The sequence below is a fragment of the Hephaestia mangrovi genome (assembly GCF_019880555.1).
Lineage (GTDB): Bacteria > Pseudomonadota > Alphaproteobacteria > Sphingomonadales > Sphingomonadaceae > Sphingomonas > Sphingomonas mangrovi.
Window position 1 is genome coordinate 239,505 of record NZ_JAINVU010000004.1, and the last position, 13,830, is coordinate 253,334.

The window sequence follows — 13,830 nt, forward strand, 5'->3', positions numbered from 1 at the left end:
AAGGCCCGGCGTTCTGTATCGAAGGGGGTCGAAGCGTGCAAACCATCCGTGATCTGGCGGCGTTGAGGGAAGCGATCGCCGGTTTCCGCGCCGCGGGCGAGCGAATCGCACTGGTGCCGACGATGGGCGCGCTTCATGCCGGCCACATGGCGCTGGTCGAGGAAGCGAAGCGCCATGCGCAGCGGACCGTCGCGTCGATCTTCGTCAATCCCAGGCAGTTCGGGCCGAACGAGGACCTCGATCAATATCCGCGCCGCGAAGGCGCCGATGCGCGGATGCTGAACGAGGCCGGCTGCGACATCCTGTGGATGCCGACGATCGAGACGATGTATCCGGAAGGATTCGCGACGACGGTTTCGGTCGCGGGCATCAGCGCGGTGCTGGATGGCGCCGCTCGGCCGGGGCATTTCGATGGCGTCGCCACGGTGGTCGCCAAGCTGTTCAATCAGGTAGGGCCCGACGTCGCCCTGTTCGGCAACAAGGATTTCCAGCAGCTCGCCGTGATTCGCCGCATGGTCGCCGACATGGATTTCGATATCGAGATCGTCGGCGTGCAGACGCAACGCGATGATGACGGCCTCGCCCTGTCCTCGCGCAACCTCTACCTCTCCGATGAGGATCGCGGCCGCGCCGTCGCGCTGCCGCGGGCGCTGGGCGTCGCGGCTCGGGCGATCGCGCGGGGTGACGACGCAAACGACGCGCTGGAGGCGGCGAAGGCGTCGTTGCTGACGGCTGGATTCGATTCGGTTGATTACGTCGCGATGGTCGATGCCGAGACGCTGGCCGAAATGCCCGCCGCCGATCGTCCGCGCCGCCTGCTCGCCGCGGCCCGGATCGCCGGCACGCGCCTGATCGACACAATTCCCGTCGAGCCGCTCGAGCACGGTTAACCGCGTTAACCATTTGTTGAAACCATGCCGGCAAAACCCGTCTCGTTGAAAGGAGTATCAACGGGGGGAACCATCATGGCCAACAGTCTGAAGAGTGCGCAATTCCTGATCGAGAGCCGACTGCGAGACGCTGCGCGTGGAGACATGCGCGCGCTCTACGATCTCGGGATGATCTATTCGACCGGCTCGGGCGGGGGCACGATCGATCTGGTAGAGGCCCACAAATGGTTCAACCTGGCGGCGGTCGCGGGTAGCGAGGAAGCGCAGCATTGCCGCGCCGAGATCGCCGAGGACATGTCCGCCCGCGAAATCGCTGTCGCCCAGCGCGCAGCGCGCGACTGGCTGAGCCTCTCGGCGCGACGGGCGGCTTAACCGCCGGATCGCACTATTACCGCCGCCATGCTGAACTTGGTTCAGCATCCATGGCGCACCAATCGCCGTCTCGCGTAACGCTGCTGTCGGTCCATGGGCGCTGAGCCAAGGTCAGGGTGACGAACCCTGCTGGCGCGCCGCGACATCGGCATCATCCGTCACCCCGGACTTGTTCCGGGGTCCAACCCTCCGCGGGCGCTATCGCCTGAGGCTCGTTGGATGCCGGAACAAACTCGGCATGACGTTTAGCCCTTCTTCGCCGCGGCCTTCTTCTTCGCGGGCGCCTTCTTCGCAGCAGGCTTGCGGCCCTTTTTCTTGGCCGGCCCGGCGGCGGCCTTGGCGTCGATCAACTGCGCGGCCTCCTCCAGTGTCAGTTGGTCCTTGTCGATTGATTTGGGTAGCGTCGCGTTGGTGGTGCCGTCGGTGACATAGGCGCCGTAGCGGCCGTCCATCAGCTTCACCTCAGCCTCGGTGCGCGGATGCTTGCCCAGCACCTTGAGCGGCTCGCGAGCGGCGCCGCGTGCCGGCCGGCCACCGTTCGCCGCTGCTTCGGCGAGCTTGACCACCGCCGCGTTCATCCCCGTCTCGAACACCTCGGCGGTTGATGACAGGCGCGCATATTTGCCGTCGTGCTTGAGATACGGCCCATAGCGCCCGATCGCTGCCTCGATCGGCTGGCCGGTTTCGGGGTGATTGCCGATCTCGCGCGGCAGGCTGAGCAGCTTCAACGCCCATTCCAGATCGAGCTCGCCGATATCCTTGGGGATCGACGCGCGCTTGGCGTCCTTGCCCTCGCCGAGCTGGATATAGGGGCCGAACCGCCCCGATTTGCGCTCAACCGGCAAGCCGCTTTCGGGATCGGTACCGAGCGTCTCCGGCCCCGAATCCTCCGCCCCCAGCCCGCCCGGCTGGGCGAAGGCGCGGGTGTATTTGCACTCCGGATAGTTGGAGCAGGCGACGAACGCGCCGAACTTGCCGCCGCGCAGCGCCAGCCGCCCCGTGCCGCAATTGGGGCACAGCCGCGGGTCGCTGCCATCGGCCTTTGCCGGAAACAGATAGGGTTCGAGGAACTGGTCGAGCTCGGCTGTCACTTCGGACGGCTTGAACTCCATCACCTCCGTCGTACGCGGCTTGAAGTCGCGCCAGAAGGCGTCGAGCACCGCCTGCCATTGCGCGCGGCCGCCCGAAATCTCGTCGAGCTCGTCCTCCAGCTCGGCAGTGTAGCCATATTCGACATATTTCTCGAAGAAGCGTTCGAGGAACGCCGTCACCAGCCGCCCGCTCTCCTCGGCGAAGAAGCGGTTCTTCTCGACGCGGACGTAATCGCGATCCTTGAGCACCTGGATCGTCGAGGCATAGGTCGAGGGCCGGCCGATTCCCAATTCCTCCAGCCGCTTGACCAGCGACGCCTCCGAGAAGCGCGGCGGCGGCTGGGTGAAATGCTGCTCGGCGTCGACGCCCTTCTTGGCCGGCGAATCGCCCTCGCGCAGGCGCGGGAGGCGCTTCGAATCCTCGTCGGCGCTGTCGTCCTGACCCTCTTCGTAAAGCGCGAGATAGCCGGGGAACAGTACCACCTGGCCGGTCGCGCGGAGAGCGTGTTGCCCGGTCGCATCGACCAGCTCGATCGTCGTGCGCTCCATCCGCGCCGACGCCATCTGGCTGGCCAGCGCGCGCTTCCAGATCAGGTCATAAAGGCGGGCGTGATCGCCCGAGCCGGCGCGGTCCTTCGCAAAATCGGTCGGGCGAATTGCCTCGTGCGCTTCCTGCGCGTTTTTCGCCTTGGTCTGATACATGCGCGGCTTGTCCGGCACGTAGCTGCCGTCATAGCGATCGGCGACCGCCTTGCGCGCCGCCGAAATAGCGCTCGAATCCATCTGCACGCCGTCGGTCCGCATGTAGGTGATCGCGCCGTCCTCGTAGAGGCCCTGCGCGATCCGCATCGTGTGGCTCGCCGAAAAGCCCAGCTTGCGCGCCGCTTCCTGCTGCAGCGTCGAGGTGGTGAAGGGTGGCGGCGGGTTGCGCGTCGCCGGCTTGGTCTCCACCGAATCGACCGCGAAGCGGCCGTCCTCGACCGCCTTCTTGGCCGCCTGCGCGTCGCCTTCGTTGCCGATCGAGAGGCGGTCGAGCTTGTCGCCCTTCCACCGCACCAGCCGCGCATCAAAGCCCTGGCCGTCGGCCTCCATGTGCGCGGTGACCGACCAATATTCCTGCGCGACGAACGCTTCGATCTCGCGTTCGCGCTCGACGATCAGGCGCAGCGCCACCGATTGCACGCGCCCCGCCGATTTCGCGCCCGGCAACTTGCGCCACAAGACCGGCGACAGCGTGAAGCCGACCAGATAATCGAGCGCACGGCGTGCTCGATAAGCGTCGATCAGATCGGTATCGAGACCGCGCGGATGCTTCATCGCCTCGGTCACGGTCGCCTTGGTGATCGCGTTGAAGGTAACGCGCTCGACCTCCTTGGGCAGTGCCTTCCTCTTCGCCAGCACCTCCTGCACGTGCCACGAAATCGCTTCGCCCTCGCGATCGGGGTCGGTGGCGAGGATCAGGCGGTCGGCGCCCTTGGCCGCGTCGGCGATCGCCTTGAGCTGCTTGGCCTTGTCGGCATAATTCTCCCAATCCATCGCGAAGCCGTGATCGGGATCGACCGATCCGTCCTTGGGCGGCAGATCGCGGACGTGCCCATAAGAGGCGAGCACGCGGTAATCGGGGCCGAGATATTTCTCGATGGTTTTCGCCTTGGCCGGCGATTCAACAATGACGAGCTGCATGGGTGAGGTGAGTGTCCTTACGCGTATACGCGTGAAAATGGGGGCCGCGATCGAAGGTCGTCAAGCGGCGCAATGAAACGGTGCCGGTTAGCCGAGGATCGAGCCGGCGAGCAACAGCAGCAATTTGACGTCTATGCCGAGCCCCTCGGCGCGCTTGGCGGCGACGAATGCGGCGATGTCCGTGATCGGCACGCGATGGACGACGATATTCTCGTCACCGTCGCCGCCGCCGTCACTGGCCTTGGTGAGCTCGGTCGCGCGAACCAGCGTGAAACTTTCCGAGGCCATGCCGGGCGAGGAATAGAATTCGCCTAAGTTCTCGATATTGTCGGCGCGATAGCCGGTTTCCTCCTCGAGCTCGCGTTGCGCCGACTGCTCGACCGTCTCGCCGGCGTCGATGTCGCCGACCAGTCCGGCCGGCAATTCCAGGCAAGCCCGGCCCAGCGGCACGCGATATTGTTCGACCAGGATCACGTCGCCGGCGTCGACCGCCAGGATCACCGCGGCGCGGATGCCGCGGCTGCGCGAGACATATTCCCAGGTGCCGCGTTTCTTGGCGATCAGATATTTGCCCGACCAGACGGTCTCCACGGGCTCGTCCATGGCGGGGGGCGTCACAATTCGATCAGCCGGTCGGGCAGTTCGTTGGGATCGGTGCCGGTGTGCGGGAAGTGATCGGCGAGCACGCGGCCGATCGCGGCGATCGCGGTGACCATCCCGTCGCCGGGCCGATCGTCGCGAATCGCGTCGAGCAGCAGCGCCATCGCCTCGCCCCATTCGCTGTCGGGCACCTTGGCATGGATCGCTGCGTCGGCGACGATTTCGGCGCGATGCTCGGCCTCGGAAAGATAGAGCAGCACGCCGGTACGCGTCGCGGTGCGCGATTCGATGCTCGCGCGGAACAACAGCACCGCGCGTGCGCGGACGCGGCGCGATTTGGTCGTGCCGGGGGTTAGCGCCATCCGCAGCCGCGTCGATCGAAAGACGAGTGTCAGCGCCAGGAACACCGCCGCCAGCACCACGAGCTGCGCGGTCAGCAGGAACCATATCGGCCATTGCTCACCCCAGCCGCCGCGCAACGCCCAGTCGAGCACCGGCACGAAATGGCCCGGCACCGCAGCCTGCACCGCCAACACCAGGAAGATGCCCAGCACCGCCCAGTGCAGCGCGACGTCATGATAGGCGTCGGATTGCCTCGCGGCGATCGCGACGATCTCGCCGTCGGTCGTCGCTTCGGCGGCCTTCACCGCTGCGCCGACACGCTCCCTGTCTTGTGCGTCGATTCGCATCACCAGCTCCCCGATGCGCCGCCGCCGCCGAACGATCCGCCGCCGCCCGAAAAGCCCCCGCCGCCGCCCCAGTTCGAGCCGCCGCCACCGCCGCCCCAGCCGGAGCTTCCGCCGCCGCCGAAGCCCGATCCCCACAGGAAGATCGGCCACATGCCGCCGCGATACCGCCGCCCGCGTCCGCCGTGCGAAAAGCGCGAGACAATCATGAAGCCGATCACAATCAGCCAGAAGATCAGCGCCCAGGGCACCCCGCCATTGTCGTCATGCGCGGCCTGTTGCTGGCTCTGCGCCGCCGCGGCGACCTTCTGCTCGGCCTCGTCGGGCGGTGCCTTCAACTGGTCGGCGATCGCCTGCGCGCCGGCGATGATGCCGCCGGCCATGTCGCCGTCGCGGAACTTGGGCAGGATGTCGTCGCGGATAATCATGTTCGACAAGGCGTCGGTCATGATCGGTTCGAGCCCGTAACCGACCTCGATGCGCACCTTTCGCTCGTTCGGCGCCACCAGCAGGATGATGCCGTTGTCGATCTCCTTCTGCCCGATCGCCCAGGCCCGGCCCAATTTGTAGCCGTAATCCTCGATGGGATAGCCCTGCAGGTCGGGCACCGTTGCGATCACCAGTTGCCGCGATGATGCCTGCTCGGTTTCCTGCGAAAGCTGGGTTAGCGCCTCGACCTGCTGCTGGTTCAGCAGGTGCGCGTCATCCACCACCCGCCCGGTCAGCTTGGGAAAGGTCTGCGCCTGCGCCGCCGTCACCGCGAAGAACGCGGCAACGAGGGCAAGCAGGATCAGCCAGCGATGATGCTGGCGACGAGCGAACAGGGGAACCATGATCGTCCCCTTAGCTCATGTTCCCGAAATCGACTGTCGGTGCGTTCTCGGCGCCCGGCGTGGTCGCCTGATAGGGCACTTTGGGCTTGGCGCCGTAGAACACCTTGGCGCCGATCGCATCGGGGAAGGTGCGGATGCGGGTGTTATACGCCTGCACAGCTTGATTGTAGTCGCGGATCGCGATGGTGATGCGGTTCTCGGTGCCTTCCAGCTGACTCATCAGCGTCTGAAAGTTGTCCTGGCTCTTGAGCTGCGGATAGGCCTCGACATTCGCCAGCAGCCGCGACAGCGAGCCGTTGAGATTGCCCTGCGCCTGCTGGAACTGCTGCATCTTGCTGGCGTCGCTCAGATCGTCGGCGGTGATGTTGATCGAGGTCGCCTTGGCGCGCGCATTGATCACGTCGGTCAGAATCTTGTCCTCGCCCTGAACCGATCCCTTCACCGTCGCGACGAGATTGGGGATCAGATCGGCACGGCGCTGGTAATCGGCCTGCACGTCGGCCCATTTTGCCTTCACATTCTCGTCGGCGGTCGGCACCGAATTGATGCCGCAGGCGCTGACGGCCATCGCCGAGGCGATGATGACGGGGGTGCGAAACTTCATCTAATGGTCCCTCCAACCCTTGCACTGCCCATTCTAGGGCAACACGCTATAAGGCGAAACCGAAATCGGAAATTTTTGAGGGAAGGGCGAGAGCATGTTCAAGGAATTCAAGACCTTCATCATGCGCGGCAACGTGATGGACCTGGCCGTGGCGGTGATCATCGGCGGCGCGTTCGCCGGCATCACCAAATCGCTTACCGACGACATCATCATGCCGGTGGTCGGCTGGCTGTTCGGTGGGTTCGATTTCTCGAGCTATTTCGTTATCCTCGGCAAGGTGCCCGATACCTATAAGGGCTCGCTCAACAATTATGCCGCGCTCAAGGAAGCGGGGGCGTCGCTGTTCGGCTATGGCGAGTTCATCACCGTGCTAATCAACTTCCTGATCCTCGCCTTCATCGTCTTCCTGCTCGTGCGCGGCGTGAACCGGATGATGACAAGCATGGAAAAGCACAAGGAAGTCGTCGAGACGCCGGCGCCCGCCGATCCCGCCGACGTCGTACTTCTGCGCGAGATTCTCGCCGAATTGAAAGGCCAAAACGCCGCGAAATAATGTGTATCGCGGCCTTTCCGGCGATTTCGTGCCGGGCGTGTGCGGCGGCCCTTTTCACGCCCGGATTGCCGCTTATATAGGAACGTGCCGGGTTCGCCCGGCTATGACGATAAATTGCGGCGTATTAGTATGCGCAGCGGACCCGGGGGCAGTACCCGGCGGCTCCACCATTTGCCCCTAATTGCACGCGGGGGCAGTTGACGGGGCCGAACCAGGATCGACGTGTGTTGAACGGCGCTGTTTTCGTCCGGGCTGAGTAACCCGTTAAAGGCTCAAAACCATAAGTGCCAACGATAACGAGGCGCTCGCGATTGCCGCGTAATTTCGGACCTAACGGTCTGGATTACTAAGGACAAAAGCGCGGTTGGACCGCACCGGGCAACAGAAGCGGATTCCAGCGGCCCGGGGGGGCCGGGCAACAGAACCCCCCACTTCTTTGCCGTTTCAGCGACCTCAATCATCCTTGCCCAGTGTCGCGCGCACGAGATCGGTCCATTCGGGGCTGTCGATATGGCGCAGCAGCGAGACGTTGATCGATTCGCGCCGCGGATCGTCCTGCGCCAGCGCGAAGGCATAGTCCTGTCGCCCGAACACGCCGGGCAGCAAGCGCAGTTCCCCGCCGTAATTCTGATGGACGAGGTAGCGCAGCAGCGGACGATCGTAGACGAAGGCATCGATCTTGCCCGCGGCGACGGCGTCGAGCCCGGCCTGGATCGTCGGGAAATTGGTGAAGCCGATGCCGTTCTCGTCCAGCCACACATCGGCCGCGGCGCCGTTGATCGAGCCGACCGACGCGTTCTTCAGATCGTCCAGGCCGCGGATCGTGCCGCCCATCCGGCTTTCGGTCAGCGACGAGGCGATCAATCCGGTGAAGGTGGAAATGATGATGATCGCGGCGAACATCCAGATCAGCGCGATGATCTTGCCAGCGGCGGTTCGCGGCGCCTTGTCGCCATAGCCGACGGTCGTCATCGTCACCGCGGAAAACCAGAATCCCGATCCGATGCCTTTCCAGCTGGGATCAAATTCGTCGTGGTTGGTGCGGCGCTCGATCAGCCAGAACAGCAAGCCGACGATCAGCAGCAACCCGCCGAGCAGCAGCACCGCCGAAAGGAATTGCCAGGTGAAGAAGTTGCGCAACAGCACCAGCCAGCTTGGCGGCGCCTTGCCGGTCACGATGCCGAATCCAGTCGTGTAGAAAGGATGGGTGAAATCGATCTGCGTCTCGCGTTTCGGCGTCACCGTCAGCGCGCCGACGCTGGCGCCATATTGGCCTGAGGCAACGCCGGAAACCATGCCGTCGAGATCGGTGCCGACCAGGCGGTAGCGCAGGCCCTCATCCTTGGCGACATCGCGCCACAGGTCGATCGCGAGGCCGCCCCAGCTGCCATCGGCGTTGCGGACGGCGAAAGGCGGTGCCTCGTGCGTTGCCACCAGTATCGGAGCCGAAGCGGCCGGGGCGGGGGCAGCGAGCGCTGCGGCGAAGGGCCAGCTCAGCACGGCCAGCATGGTTGCAAAGAAGATGGCGGCGCGGTGGCCCTTCGTCATGACGGCGCGATTCCTCCCTGATGGTTTGCGCATACAGGGGAAGACTCGGCCGGAAAGGGCGGTCAGGTCAAGCCAAGTGGCTGGTGCGGACGGCGGGACTCGAACCCGCACTGCCTGGGGCAAGCGGATTTTAAGTCCGCTGCGTCTACCGATTTCGCCACGTCCGCGTGAGCGCGAGACGAAGCCGAATTAGATGCAGCGGTCAAGCGCGGCGGTGGCGCAGGGCGCAATTGGCAGTCGCGGCGTCCGTATCGAACCGTCACCGGCGAATTTGTTTCGGGGGCCAGGACGCTTCGTCGCCGCCAAGATTTGCGGCTTGCCCCGGGCGGAATACCCGCACACCCTATACGTTAAGGCGAGCGCGCATCTCCTTGCCCGGCTTGAAATAGGGAACGCGCTTGGCCTGCACCGCAACCGTCTCTCCGGTGCGCGGGTTGCGGCCAGTACGCGCGTCGCGAGCGCGCGTGGAAAAGGCGCCGAAGCCGCGAAGCTCCACCCTGCCGTCAGCCGCCAGCCGCGCGGTGATCTCATCGAAGAAGGTCGATACGATCGCCTCGACATCGCGTTGGGAAAGGCCGGGATTGTCCTGCGCAATCAACTGTACGAGCTCGGAGCGAATCATGGGCGCCATCCATCCTCATCATCGCGACGAACGAGCGTGGCGCTCGACGCCGCAGGGTTTGCGCGAATTCGGACCGAACGACACCACGAACCGGACGAAAAGCCCGGCTCCACAAACGATCGACCCGGAAACTTTGCTACATCTGATCCAGATCAAGCGATAGCACGGAAACGACAGATATCGCTAAAAAAAGGCTGGGCCGGGCAACGTCATTCGCGTTGTCCGGCCCATTTTGGGTCACTTCTTGTCGGCGCCTTCGCGCGCCTTCAGCGCCTCGCCGAGAATGTCACCCAGAGATGCCCCCGAATCGGACGAGCCGTATTGCGCGACCGCCTGCTTCTCTTCGGCGATCTGCATCGCCTTGATCGAGAAGGTCGGCTTCTTCGAACGATCGAAGCCGGTGACCATCGCGTCGAACTTCTGGCCGACCTGGAAGCGCTCAGGGCGCTGCTCGTCGCGGTCGCGGCCAAGGTCGGTGCGCTTGATGAAGCCGGTGGCGCCATCCTCGCCCGCCTGCACCTCGAGGCCGGCGTCGCGGACTTCGAGCACGGTAACGGTGACGATCGCGCCCTTGTTGACCTTGCCGCCGGCCGCCGTCGGCGCGCCGCCGACCGCGGGAGCACCGCGCTCGAGCTGCTTCATGCCGAGCGAGATGCGCTCCTTCTCGGCATCGACGTCGAGCACGACGGCCTGAACCATCTCGCCCTTGCGATGCAGGTTGAGCGCGTCCTCGCCCGAGATGCCCCAGGCGATATCCGACATGTGGACCATGCCGTCGACATCGCCGTCGAGGCCGATGAACAGGCCGAACTCGGTGGCGTTCTTGACTTCGCCCTCGACAGTCGAGCCGACCGGGTGCTTCTCGGCGAAGGCTTCCCACGGGTTGGACTGCGCCTGCTTGAGGCCGAGCGAGATGCGACGCTTCTCTTCGTCGACCTCGAGGATGACGACTTCGACTTCCTGGCTGGTCGAGACGATCTTGCCCGGATGCACGTTCTTCTTGGTCCAGCTCATCTCGGAGACGTGGACGAGGCCCTCGATCCCCGGCTCGAGCTCGACGAACGCACCGTACTCGGTGATGTTGGTCACGCGGCCCGATAGCTTGGCGCCGACCGGATACTTGGCCGAGGCGCCGTCCCACGGATCGCTCTCGAGCTGCTTCATGCCTAGCGAGATGCGCTGCGTGTCGCGATTGATGCGGATGATCTGCACCTTCACCGTGTCGCCGATGTTGAGCATCTCCGACGGATGGCCGACGCGCTTGTAGCTGAGATCGGTGACATGGAGCAGACCGTCGATGCCGCCCAGGTCGACGAACGCACCGTAATCGGTGATGTTCTTGACGACGCCGTCGATCACCTGGCCTTCGTGCAGCGACTGGATCAGGCCCGAACGCTGCTCGGCGCGGGTCTCTTCAAGGACGGCGCGGCGCGAGACGACGATGTTGCCGCGCTTGCGGTCCATCTTCAGGATCTGGAACGGCTGCGGCATGTCCATCAAGGGCGTCACGTCGCGAACCGGGCGGATATCGACCTGCGAGCCGGGGAGGAACGCCACGGCGCCATTAAGATCGACGGTGAAGCCGCCCTTGACGCGGCCGAAGATCACGCCCTCGACGCGGTTGTTCTCGGTGAACTCGGCTTCCAGCTTGTCCCAGGCGGCTTCGCGGCGGGCGCGGTCGCGGCTCAGCATCGCTTCGCCGTTCACGTTCTCGACGCGATCGACATAGACTTCGACTTCGTCACCGACCTTGAGATCGGCCTTCTGGCCGGGGGCTGCGAATTCGCGCAGCGGCACGCGGCCTTCCGACTTCAGGCCGACGTCGATGACGGCGAGGTCGTTTTCGATTGCAGTGACGGTGCCCTTGACGACGTGGCCTTCGAAGCTGTCGAGGCCGCCCAACGTCTGGTCGAGCATCGCGGCGAAATCGTCGCGGGTGGGGTTTGCCGTAGTGGCCATAAAGGATGAATTCCTGATACTGACGTTATTCCGGCCAACCGGTTGTATCCGGTGGTCTTTTGGCCGAACTGCCGCGGCCGCCCCATGCGGGACGCGGCATCCGGGCGGGCTCGGTCATGCGGAAGGAAGAGACGCTGGATGAGAGCGAAAGCGGCCCGAGGCGCGCACGCCTACCGGCCTTCCTGCCGCGAGCACGGACTCGCCGGACGGGCGCGCACATAGCCGCTCGCCCGCCAAGAGGCAAGATCAGGCGAAAGCCCTAGGCGCCGACGGTCTCGAGCAGGCCTTCGAACAACCGACGGCCATCGTCGCCGCCGTGCGCCGCCTCGATGCGGCGCTCGGGGTGCGGCATCATGCCCAGCACGTTGCCTGCGGCATTGAGCACGCCGGCAATGTTGCGCGCCGAGCCATTGACCGTCTCGGCATAACGGAAGGCGACGCGGCCTTCGCCTTCGAGCCGGTCTAGCGTCTCGCTATCGGCATTGTAATTGCCGTCATGATGCGCGACCGGGATGCGGATCGTCTCGCCGGCCTCGTAGCGGCTGGTGAATGCCGATTGTGCGTTCTCGACGGTCAGCGCGACATCGCGGCAGACGAAATCGAGCGCCTCGTTGCGCATCAGCGCGCCGGGCAGCAGCCCGGTCTCGGTCAGCACCTGGAAACCGTTGCACACGCCGAACACCGGCGTGCCGCGCTCGGCCGCTTCGACCACCGCCCGCACGATCGGCGATCGCGCCGCGATCGCGCCGCAGCGCAGGTAATCGCCATAGGAAAAGCCGCCGGGCAGCGCGATCAGGCCCAGCCCATCGGGAAGCTGGTTCTCGCCGTGCCACACCATCGCCGGCGCCTTGCCGGTGACCGCCTCCAGCGCCACCGCGAGATCGCGGTCGCAATTGGAGCCGGGGAAGACGATGACCGCGGTCTTCACAGCCGTTCCACCCGGTAATTCTCGATCACCGTATTGGCGAGCAGCCGGCGGCACATCTCGTCGATCGCCGTGTCGCTGGTATCGTCGGCGACGTCGAGCTCGACCAGCTTGCCGGTGCGCACGTCTTCGACGCCGGCAAAGCCGAGCCCGCCCAGCGCCTTGTGGACCGCCTTGCCCTGCGGATCGAGCACGCCGGGCTTCAAGGTGACGACGACACGGACTTTCATGGGTTGATCTTCCTCGTGGCTGCGGCGGGGAGGGCGAACAGGTGCTTCACCGATCCTTTACGCTTGGCGGCGATAGTAAGGTAGCATGCGTACGAGTCGCGTGCTGGGAGCAGGGTATTGGTCATGGCTGCCGTTGCGGTTCTGCTGTTCATCGGGCTGTTCGCCTTCGGGCGGCAGTATTTCGGCTGGGATGATCCCAACGGGCATATCCAGATGGCATTGTTCAGCGCATTCCTGTTCGGAATCATTTGCGGATTCCGCGTCAAGGATTGAGCGAGCGTCATTTGTCCCGGCGTTTGCGGTGCTTTTCGAGATCGAGCACGGCGCCCGATTCGCCCTCGGGCAGCAGCCCCAGCCGTCGCGCGACTTCCTGATAGGCCTCGACCTCGCCGCCGAGATCGCGGCGGAAGCGGTCCTTGTCGAGCTTCTCGCCCGATTCCATGTCCCACAGCCGGCAGCCGTCGGGGCTGATCTCGTCGGCCAGGATGATGCGGCCGTAATCATTGTCCCAGATGCGGCCGAACTCGAGCTTGAAGTCGACCAGCCGGATGCCGACGCCGGCGAACAGCCCGGTCATGAAATCGTTCACCCGGATCGCCAGGTCGGCGATGTCGTGCATCTCCTCCTGGCTCGCCCAGCCGAAGCAGGCGATATGCTCGTCGGTGATCATCGGATCGCCGAGCGCATCGTCCTTATAATAATATTCCAGGATCGTGCGCGGCAACTGGGTGCCTTCCTCGATCCCCAGCCGTTTCGATAGCGATCCGGCGGCAACATTGCGCACTACCACCTCGATCGGCACGATCTCGACCTGGCGGATCAGCTGCTCGCGCATGTTGAGGCGGCGGATGAAGTGCGTCGGCACGCCGATCTGGCCGAGCAATGTGAAGACATGCTCGGAAATGCGGTTGTTGAGCACGCCCTTGCCGTTGATCGTGCCCTTTTTCTGGGCGTTGAACGCGGTCGCGTCGTCCTTGAAATACTGGATCAACGTGCCGGGCTCCGGGCCTTCGTAGAGAATCTTGGCCTTGCCCTCGTAGATCTGCCGGCGGCGTGCCATCGCGGTCCCCTGAAATGAGCGGCCCCGGCGGCGCGAGGCGGACTCGCGCGGGCCGGGGCGGGATCGGGCGCGCTATAGAGTAAGGGTTGGGAAGGTGCAATGACGGCGTCATCGCTTCCCGCCTTGCCAATTCTTCGCGCCTCGCGCCAACTCTTGGGCGGATGTCGCGTTGGG

General features: G+C 64.7%; 15 protein-coding genes, 1 tRNA gene and 1 other RNA gene. 5 read left to right on the forward strand and 12 right to left on the reverse strand.

Features of this window, described 5'->3' with window-relative positions; all coding sequences use genetic code 11:
• Positions 1-35 precede the first annotated feature (35 nt).
• Both panC and K7G81_RS11525 read left to right on the forward strand, forming a co-directional pair.
• Positions 36-890, forward strand: coding sequence for a pantoate--beta-alanine ligase (panC, locus tag K7G81_RS11520; RefSeq protein WP_223030940.1), 855 nt, complete (start codon positions 36-38; stop codon positions 888-890).
• A 75-nt stretch (positions 891-965) separates the two neighbouring features.
• Positions 966-1,262: an SEL1-like repeat protein gene (locus K7G81_RS11525; protein WP_223030941.1), complete on the forward strand. Its 297-nt coding sequence runs from the start codon at positions 966-968 to the stop codon at positions 1,260-1,262.
• A gap of 245 nt (positions 1,263-1,507) precedes the next feature.
• On the opposite strand, the gene topA is transcribed toward K7G81_RS11525, so the two are convergent.
• The 5 genes from topA to K7G81_RS11550 form a co-directional block, all read right to left on the reverse strand.
• A complete protein-coding gene (gene topA, locus K7G81_RS11530) occupies positions 1,508-4,036 on the reverse strand; it encodes a type I DNA topoisomerase (protein WP_223030942.1) in 2,529 nt (842 codons plus the stop codon).
• Positions 4,037-4,123: 87 nt separating this feature from the next.
• Positions 4,124-4,639 carry an NUDIX hydrolase gene (locus K7G81_RS11535; protein ID WP_223030943.1) on the reverse strand — a complete coding sequence of 172 codons (516 nt, stop codon included), beginning with the start codon at positions 4,637-4,639 and terminating at the stop codon, positions 4,124-4,126.
• Positions 4,640-4,650: 11 nt separating this feature from the next.
• Positions 4,651-5,325 (reverse strand): TPM domain-containing protein, encoded by a 675-nt coding sequence (locus K7G81_RS11540; protein WP_223030944.1) that lies wholly within the window; start codon positions 5,323-5,325, stop codon positions 4,651-4,653.
• A complete protein-coding gene (locus tag K7G81_RS11545; RefSeq protein WP_223030945.1) occupies positions 5,325-6,155 on the reverse strand; it encodes a TPM domain-containing protein in 831 nt (276 codons plus the stop codon). Before K7G81_RS11545 ends, K7G81_RS11540 begins: the two co-directional genes overlap by 1 nt.
• 10 nt (positions 6,156-6,165) lie before the next feature.
• Positions 6,166-6,759: a LemA family protein gene (locus K7G81_RS11550; RefSeq protein ID WP_223030946.1), complete on the reverse strand. Its 594-nt coding sequence runs from the start codon at positions 6,757-6,759 to the stop codon at positions 6,166-6,168.
• Positions 6,760-6,853: 94 nt separating this feature from the next.
• Here K7G81_RS11550 and mscL point away from each other — a divergent pair, with 94 nt between their 5' ends.
• Together mscL and ssrA are read left to right on the forward strand one after the other, a co-directional pair.
• Positions 6,854-7,312, forward strand: a complete 459-nt coding sequence (mscL, locus tag K7G81_RS11555) for a large conductance mechanosensitive channel protein MscL (RefSeq protein WP_223030947.1) — start codon at positions 6,854-6,856, stop codon at positions 7,310-7,312.
• Between the two features lie 47 nt (positions 7,313-7,359).
• Positions 7,360-7,708, forward strand: a transfer-messenger RNA (tmRNA) gene (gene ssrA, locus K7G81_RS11560).
• Between the two features lie 57 nt (positions 7,709-7,765).
• On the opposite strand, the gene K7G81_RS11565 is transcribed toward ssrA, so the two are convergent.
• From K7G81_RS11565 to purS, 6 genes are all read right to left on the reverse strand, one after another.
• Entirely contained in the window at positions 7,766-8,860 is a 1,095-nt protein-coding gene (locus tag K7G81_RS11565; RefSeq protein WP_255586938.1) for a transporter substrate-binding domain-containing protein, read from the reverse strand.
• Between the two features lie 81 nt (positions 8,861-8,941).
• Positions 8,942-9,027: transfer RNA gene (locus K7G81_RS11570), tRNA-Leu, on the reverse strand.
• Between the two features lie 176 nt (positions 9,028-9,203).
• The gene (locus K7G81_RS11575) at positions 9,204-9,482 is read right to left on the reverse strand and encodes an integration host factor subunit beta (protein ID WP_223030949.1); all 279 of its coding nucleotides are present in this window, start codon (positions 9,480-9,482) and stop codon (positions 9,204-9,206) included.
• Between the two features lie 237 nt (positions 9,483-9,719).
• Positions 9,720-11,441: a 30S ribosomal protein S1 gene (gene rpsA, locus K7G81_RS11580; protein WP_223030950.1), complete on the reverse strand. Its 1,722-nt coding sequence runs from the start codon at positions 11,439-11,441 to the stop codon at positions 9,720-9,722.
• 259 nt (positions 11,442-11,700) lie between these two features.
• Positions 11,701-12,369: a phosphoribosylformylglycinamidine synthase subunit PurQ gene (purQ, locus tag K7G81_RS11585; RefSeq protein ID WP_223030951.1), complete on the reverse strand. Its 669-nt coding sequence runs from the start codon at positions 12,367-12,369 to the stop codon at positions 11,701-11,703.
• Positions 12,366-12,596 carry a phosphoribosylformylglycinamidine synthase subunit PurS gene (purS, locus tag K7G81_RS11590; RefSeq protein ID WP_223030952.1) on the reverse strand — a complete coding sequence of 77 codons (231 nt, stop codon included), beginning with the start codon at positions 12,594-12,596 and terminating at the stop codon, positions 12,366-12,368. Before purS ends, purQ begins: the two co-directional genes overlap by 4 nt.
• A gap of 123 nt (positions 12,597-12,719) precedes the next feature.
• Between purS and K7G81_RS11595 the strand changes: the two genes are divergently transcribed.
• Positions 12,720-12,869 (forward strand): hypothetical protein, encoded by a 150-nt coding sequence (locus K7G81_RS11595; protein ID WP_223030953.1) that lies wholly within the window; start codon positions 12,720-12,722, stop codon positions 12,867-12,869.
• 7 nt (positions 12,870-12,876) lie between these two features.
• On the opposite strand, the gene purC is transcribed toward K7G81_RS11595, so the two are convergent.
• Complete coding sequence (gene purC / locus K7G81_RS11600) at positions 12,877-13,656, reverse strand: phosphoribosylaminoimidazolesuccinocarboxamide synthase (protein ID WP_223030954.1); 780 nt, start codon at positions 13,654-13,656, stop codon at positions 12,877-12,879.
• Between the last annotated feature and the right edge of the window lie 174 nt (positions 13,657-13,830).

Bases quoted from the DNA above. Each gene is read 5' to 3' on its own strand.
- K7G81_RS11525 (WP_223030941.1), top strand. From the start codon at position 966: ATGGCCAACAGTCTGAAGAGTGCGCAATTCCTGATCGAGAGCCGACTG.
- topA (WP_223030942.1), bottom strand. From the start codon at position 4,036: ATGCAGCTCGTCATTGTTGAATCGCCGGCCAAGGCGAAAACCATCGAG.
- K7G81_RS11540 (WP_223030944.1), bottom strand. From the start codon at position 5,325: ATGCGAATCGACGCACAAGACAGGGAGCGTGTCGGCGCAGCGGTGAAG.
- purS (WP_223030952.1), bottom strand. From the start codon at position 12,596: ATGAAAGTCCGTGTCGTCGTCACCTTGAAGCCCGGCGTGCTCGATCCG.
- K7G81_RS11545 (WP_223030945.1), bottom strand. From the start codon at position 6,155: ATGGTTCCCCTGTTCGCTCGTCGCCAGCATCATCGCTGGCTGATCCTG.
- K7G81_RS11550 (WP_223030946.1), bottom strand. From the start codon at position 6,759: ATGAAGTTTCGCACCCCCGTCATCATCGCCTCGGCGATGGCCGTCAGC.
- K7G81_RS11595 (WP_223030953.1), top strand. From the start codon at position 12,720: ATGGCTGCCGTTGCGGTTCTGCTGTTCATCGGGCTGTTCGCCTTCGGG.
- mscL (WP_223030947.1), top strand. From the start codon at position 6,854: ATGTTCAAGGAATTCAAGACCTTCATCATGCGCGGCAACGTGATGGAC.
- purC (WP_223030954.1), bottom strand. From the start codon at position 13,656: ATGGCACGCCGCCGGCAGATCTACGAGGGCAAGGCCAAGATTCTCTAC.
- K7G81_RS11535 (WP_223030943.1), bottom strand. From the start codon at position 4,639: ATGGACGAGCCCGTGGAGACCGTCTGGTCGGGCAAATATCTGATCGCC.
- K7G81_RS11565 (WP_255586938.1), bottom strand. From the start codon at position 8,860: ATGACGAAGGGCCACCGCGCCGCCATCTTCTTTGCAACCATGCTGGCC.
- rpsA (WP_223030950.1), bottom strand. From the start codon at position 11,441: ATGGCCACTACGGCAAACCCCACCCGCGACGATTTCGCCGCGATGCTC.
- K7G81_RS11575 (WP_223030949.1), bottom strand. From the start codon at position 9,482: ATGATTCGCTCCGAGCTCGTACAGTTGATTGCGCAGGACAATCCCGGC.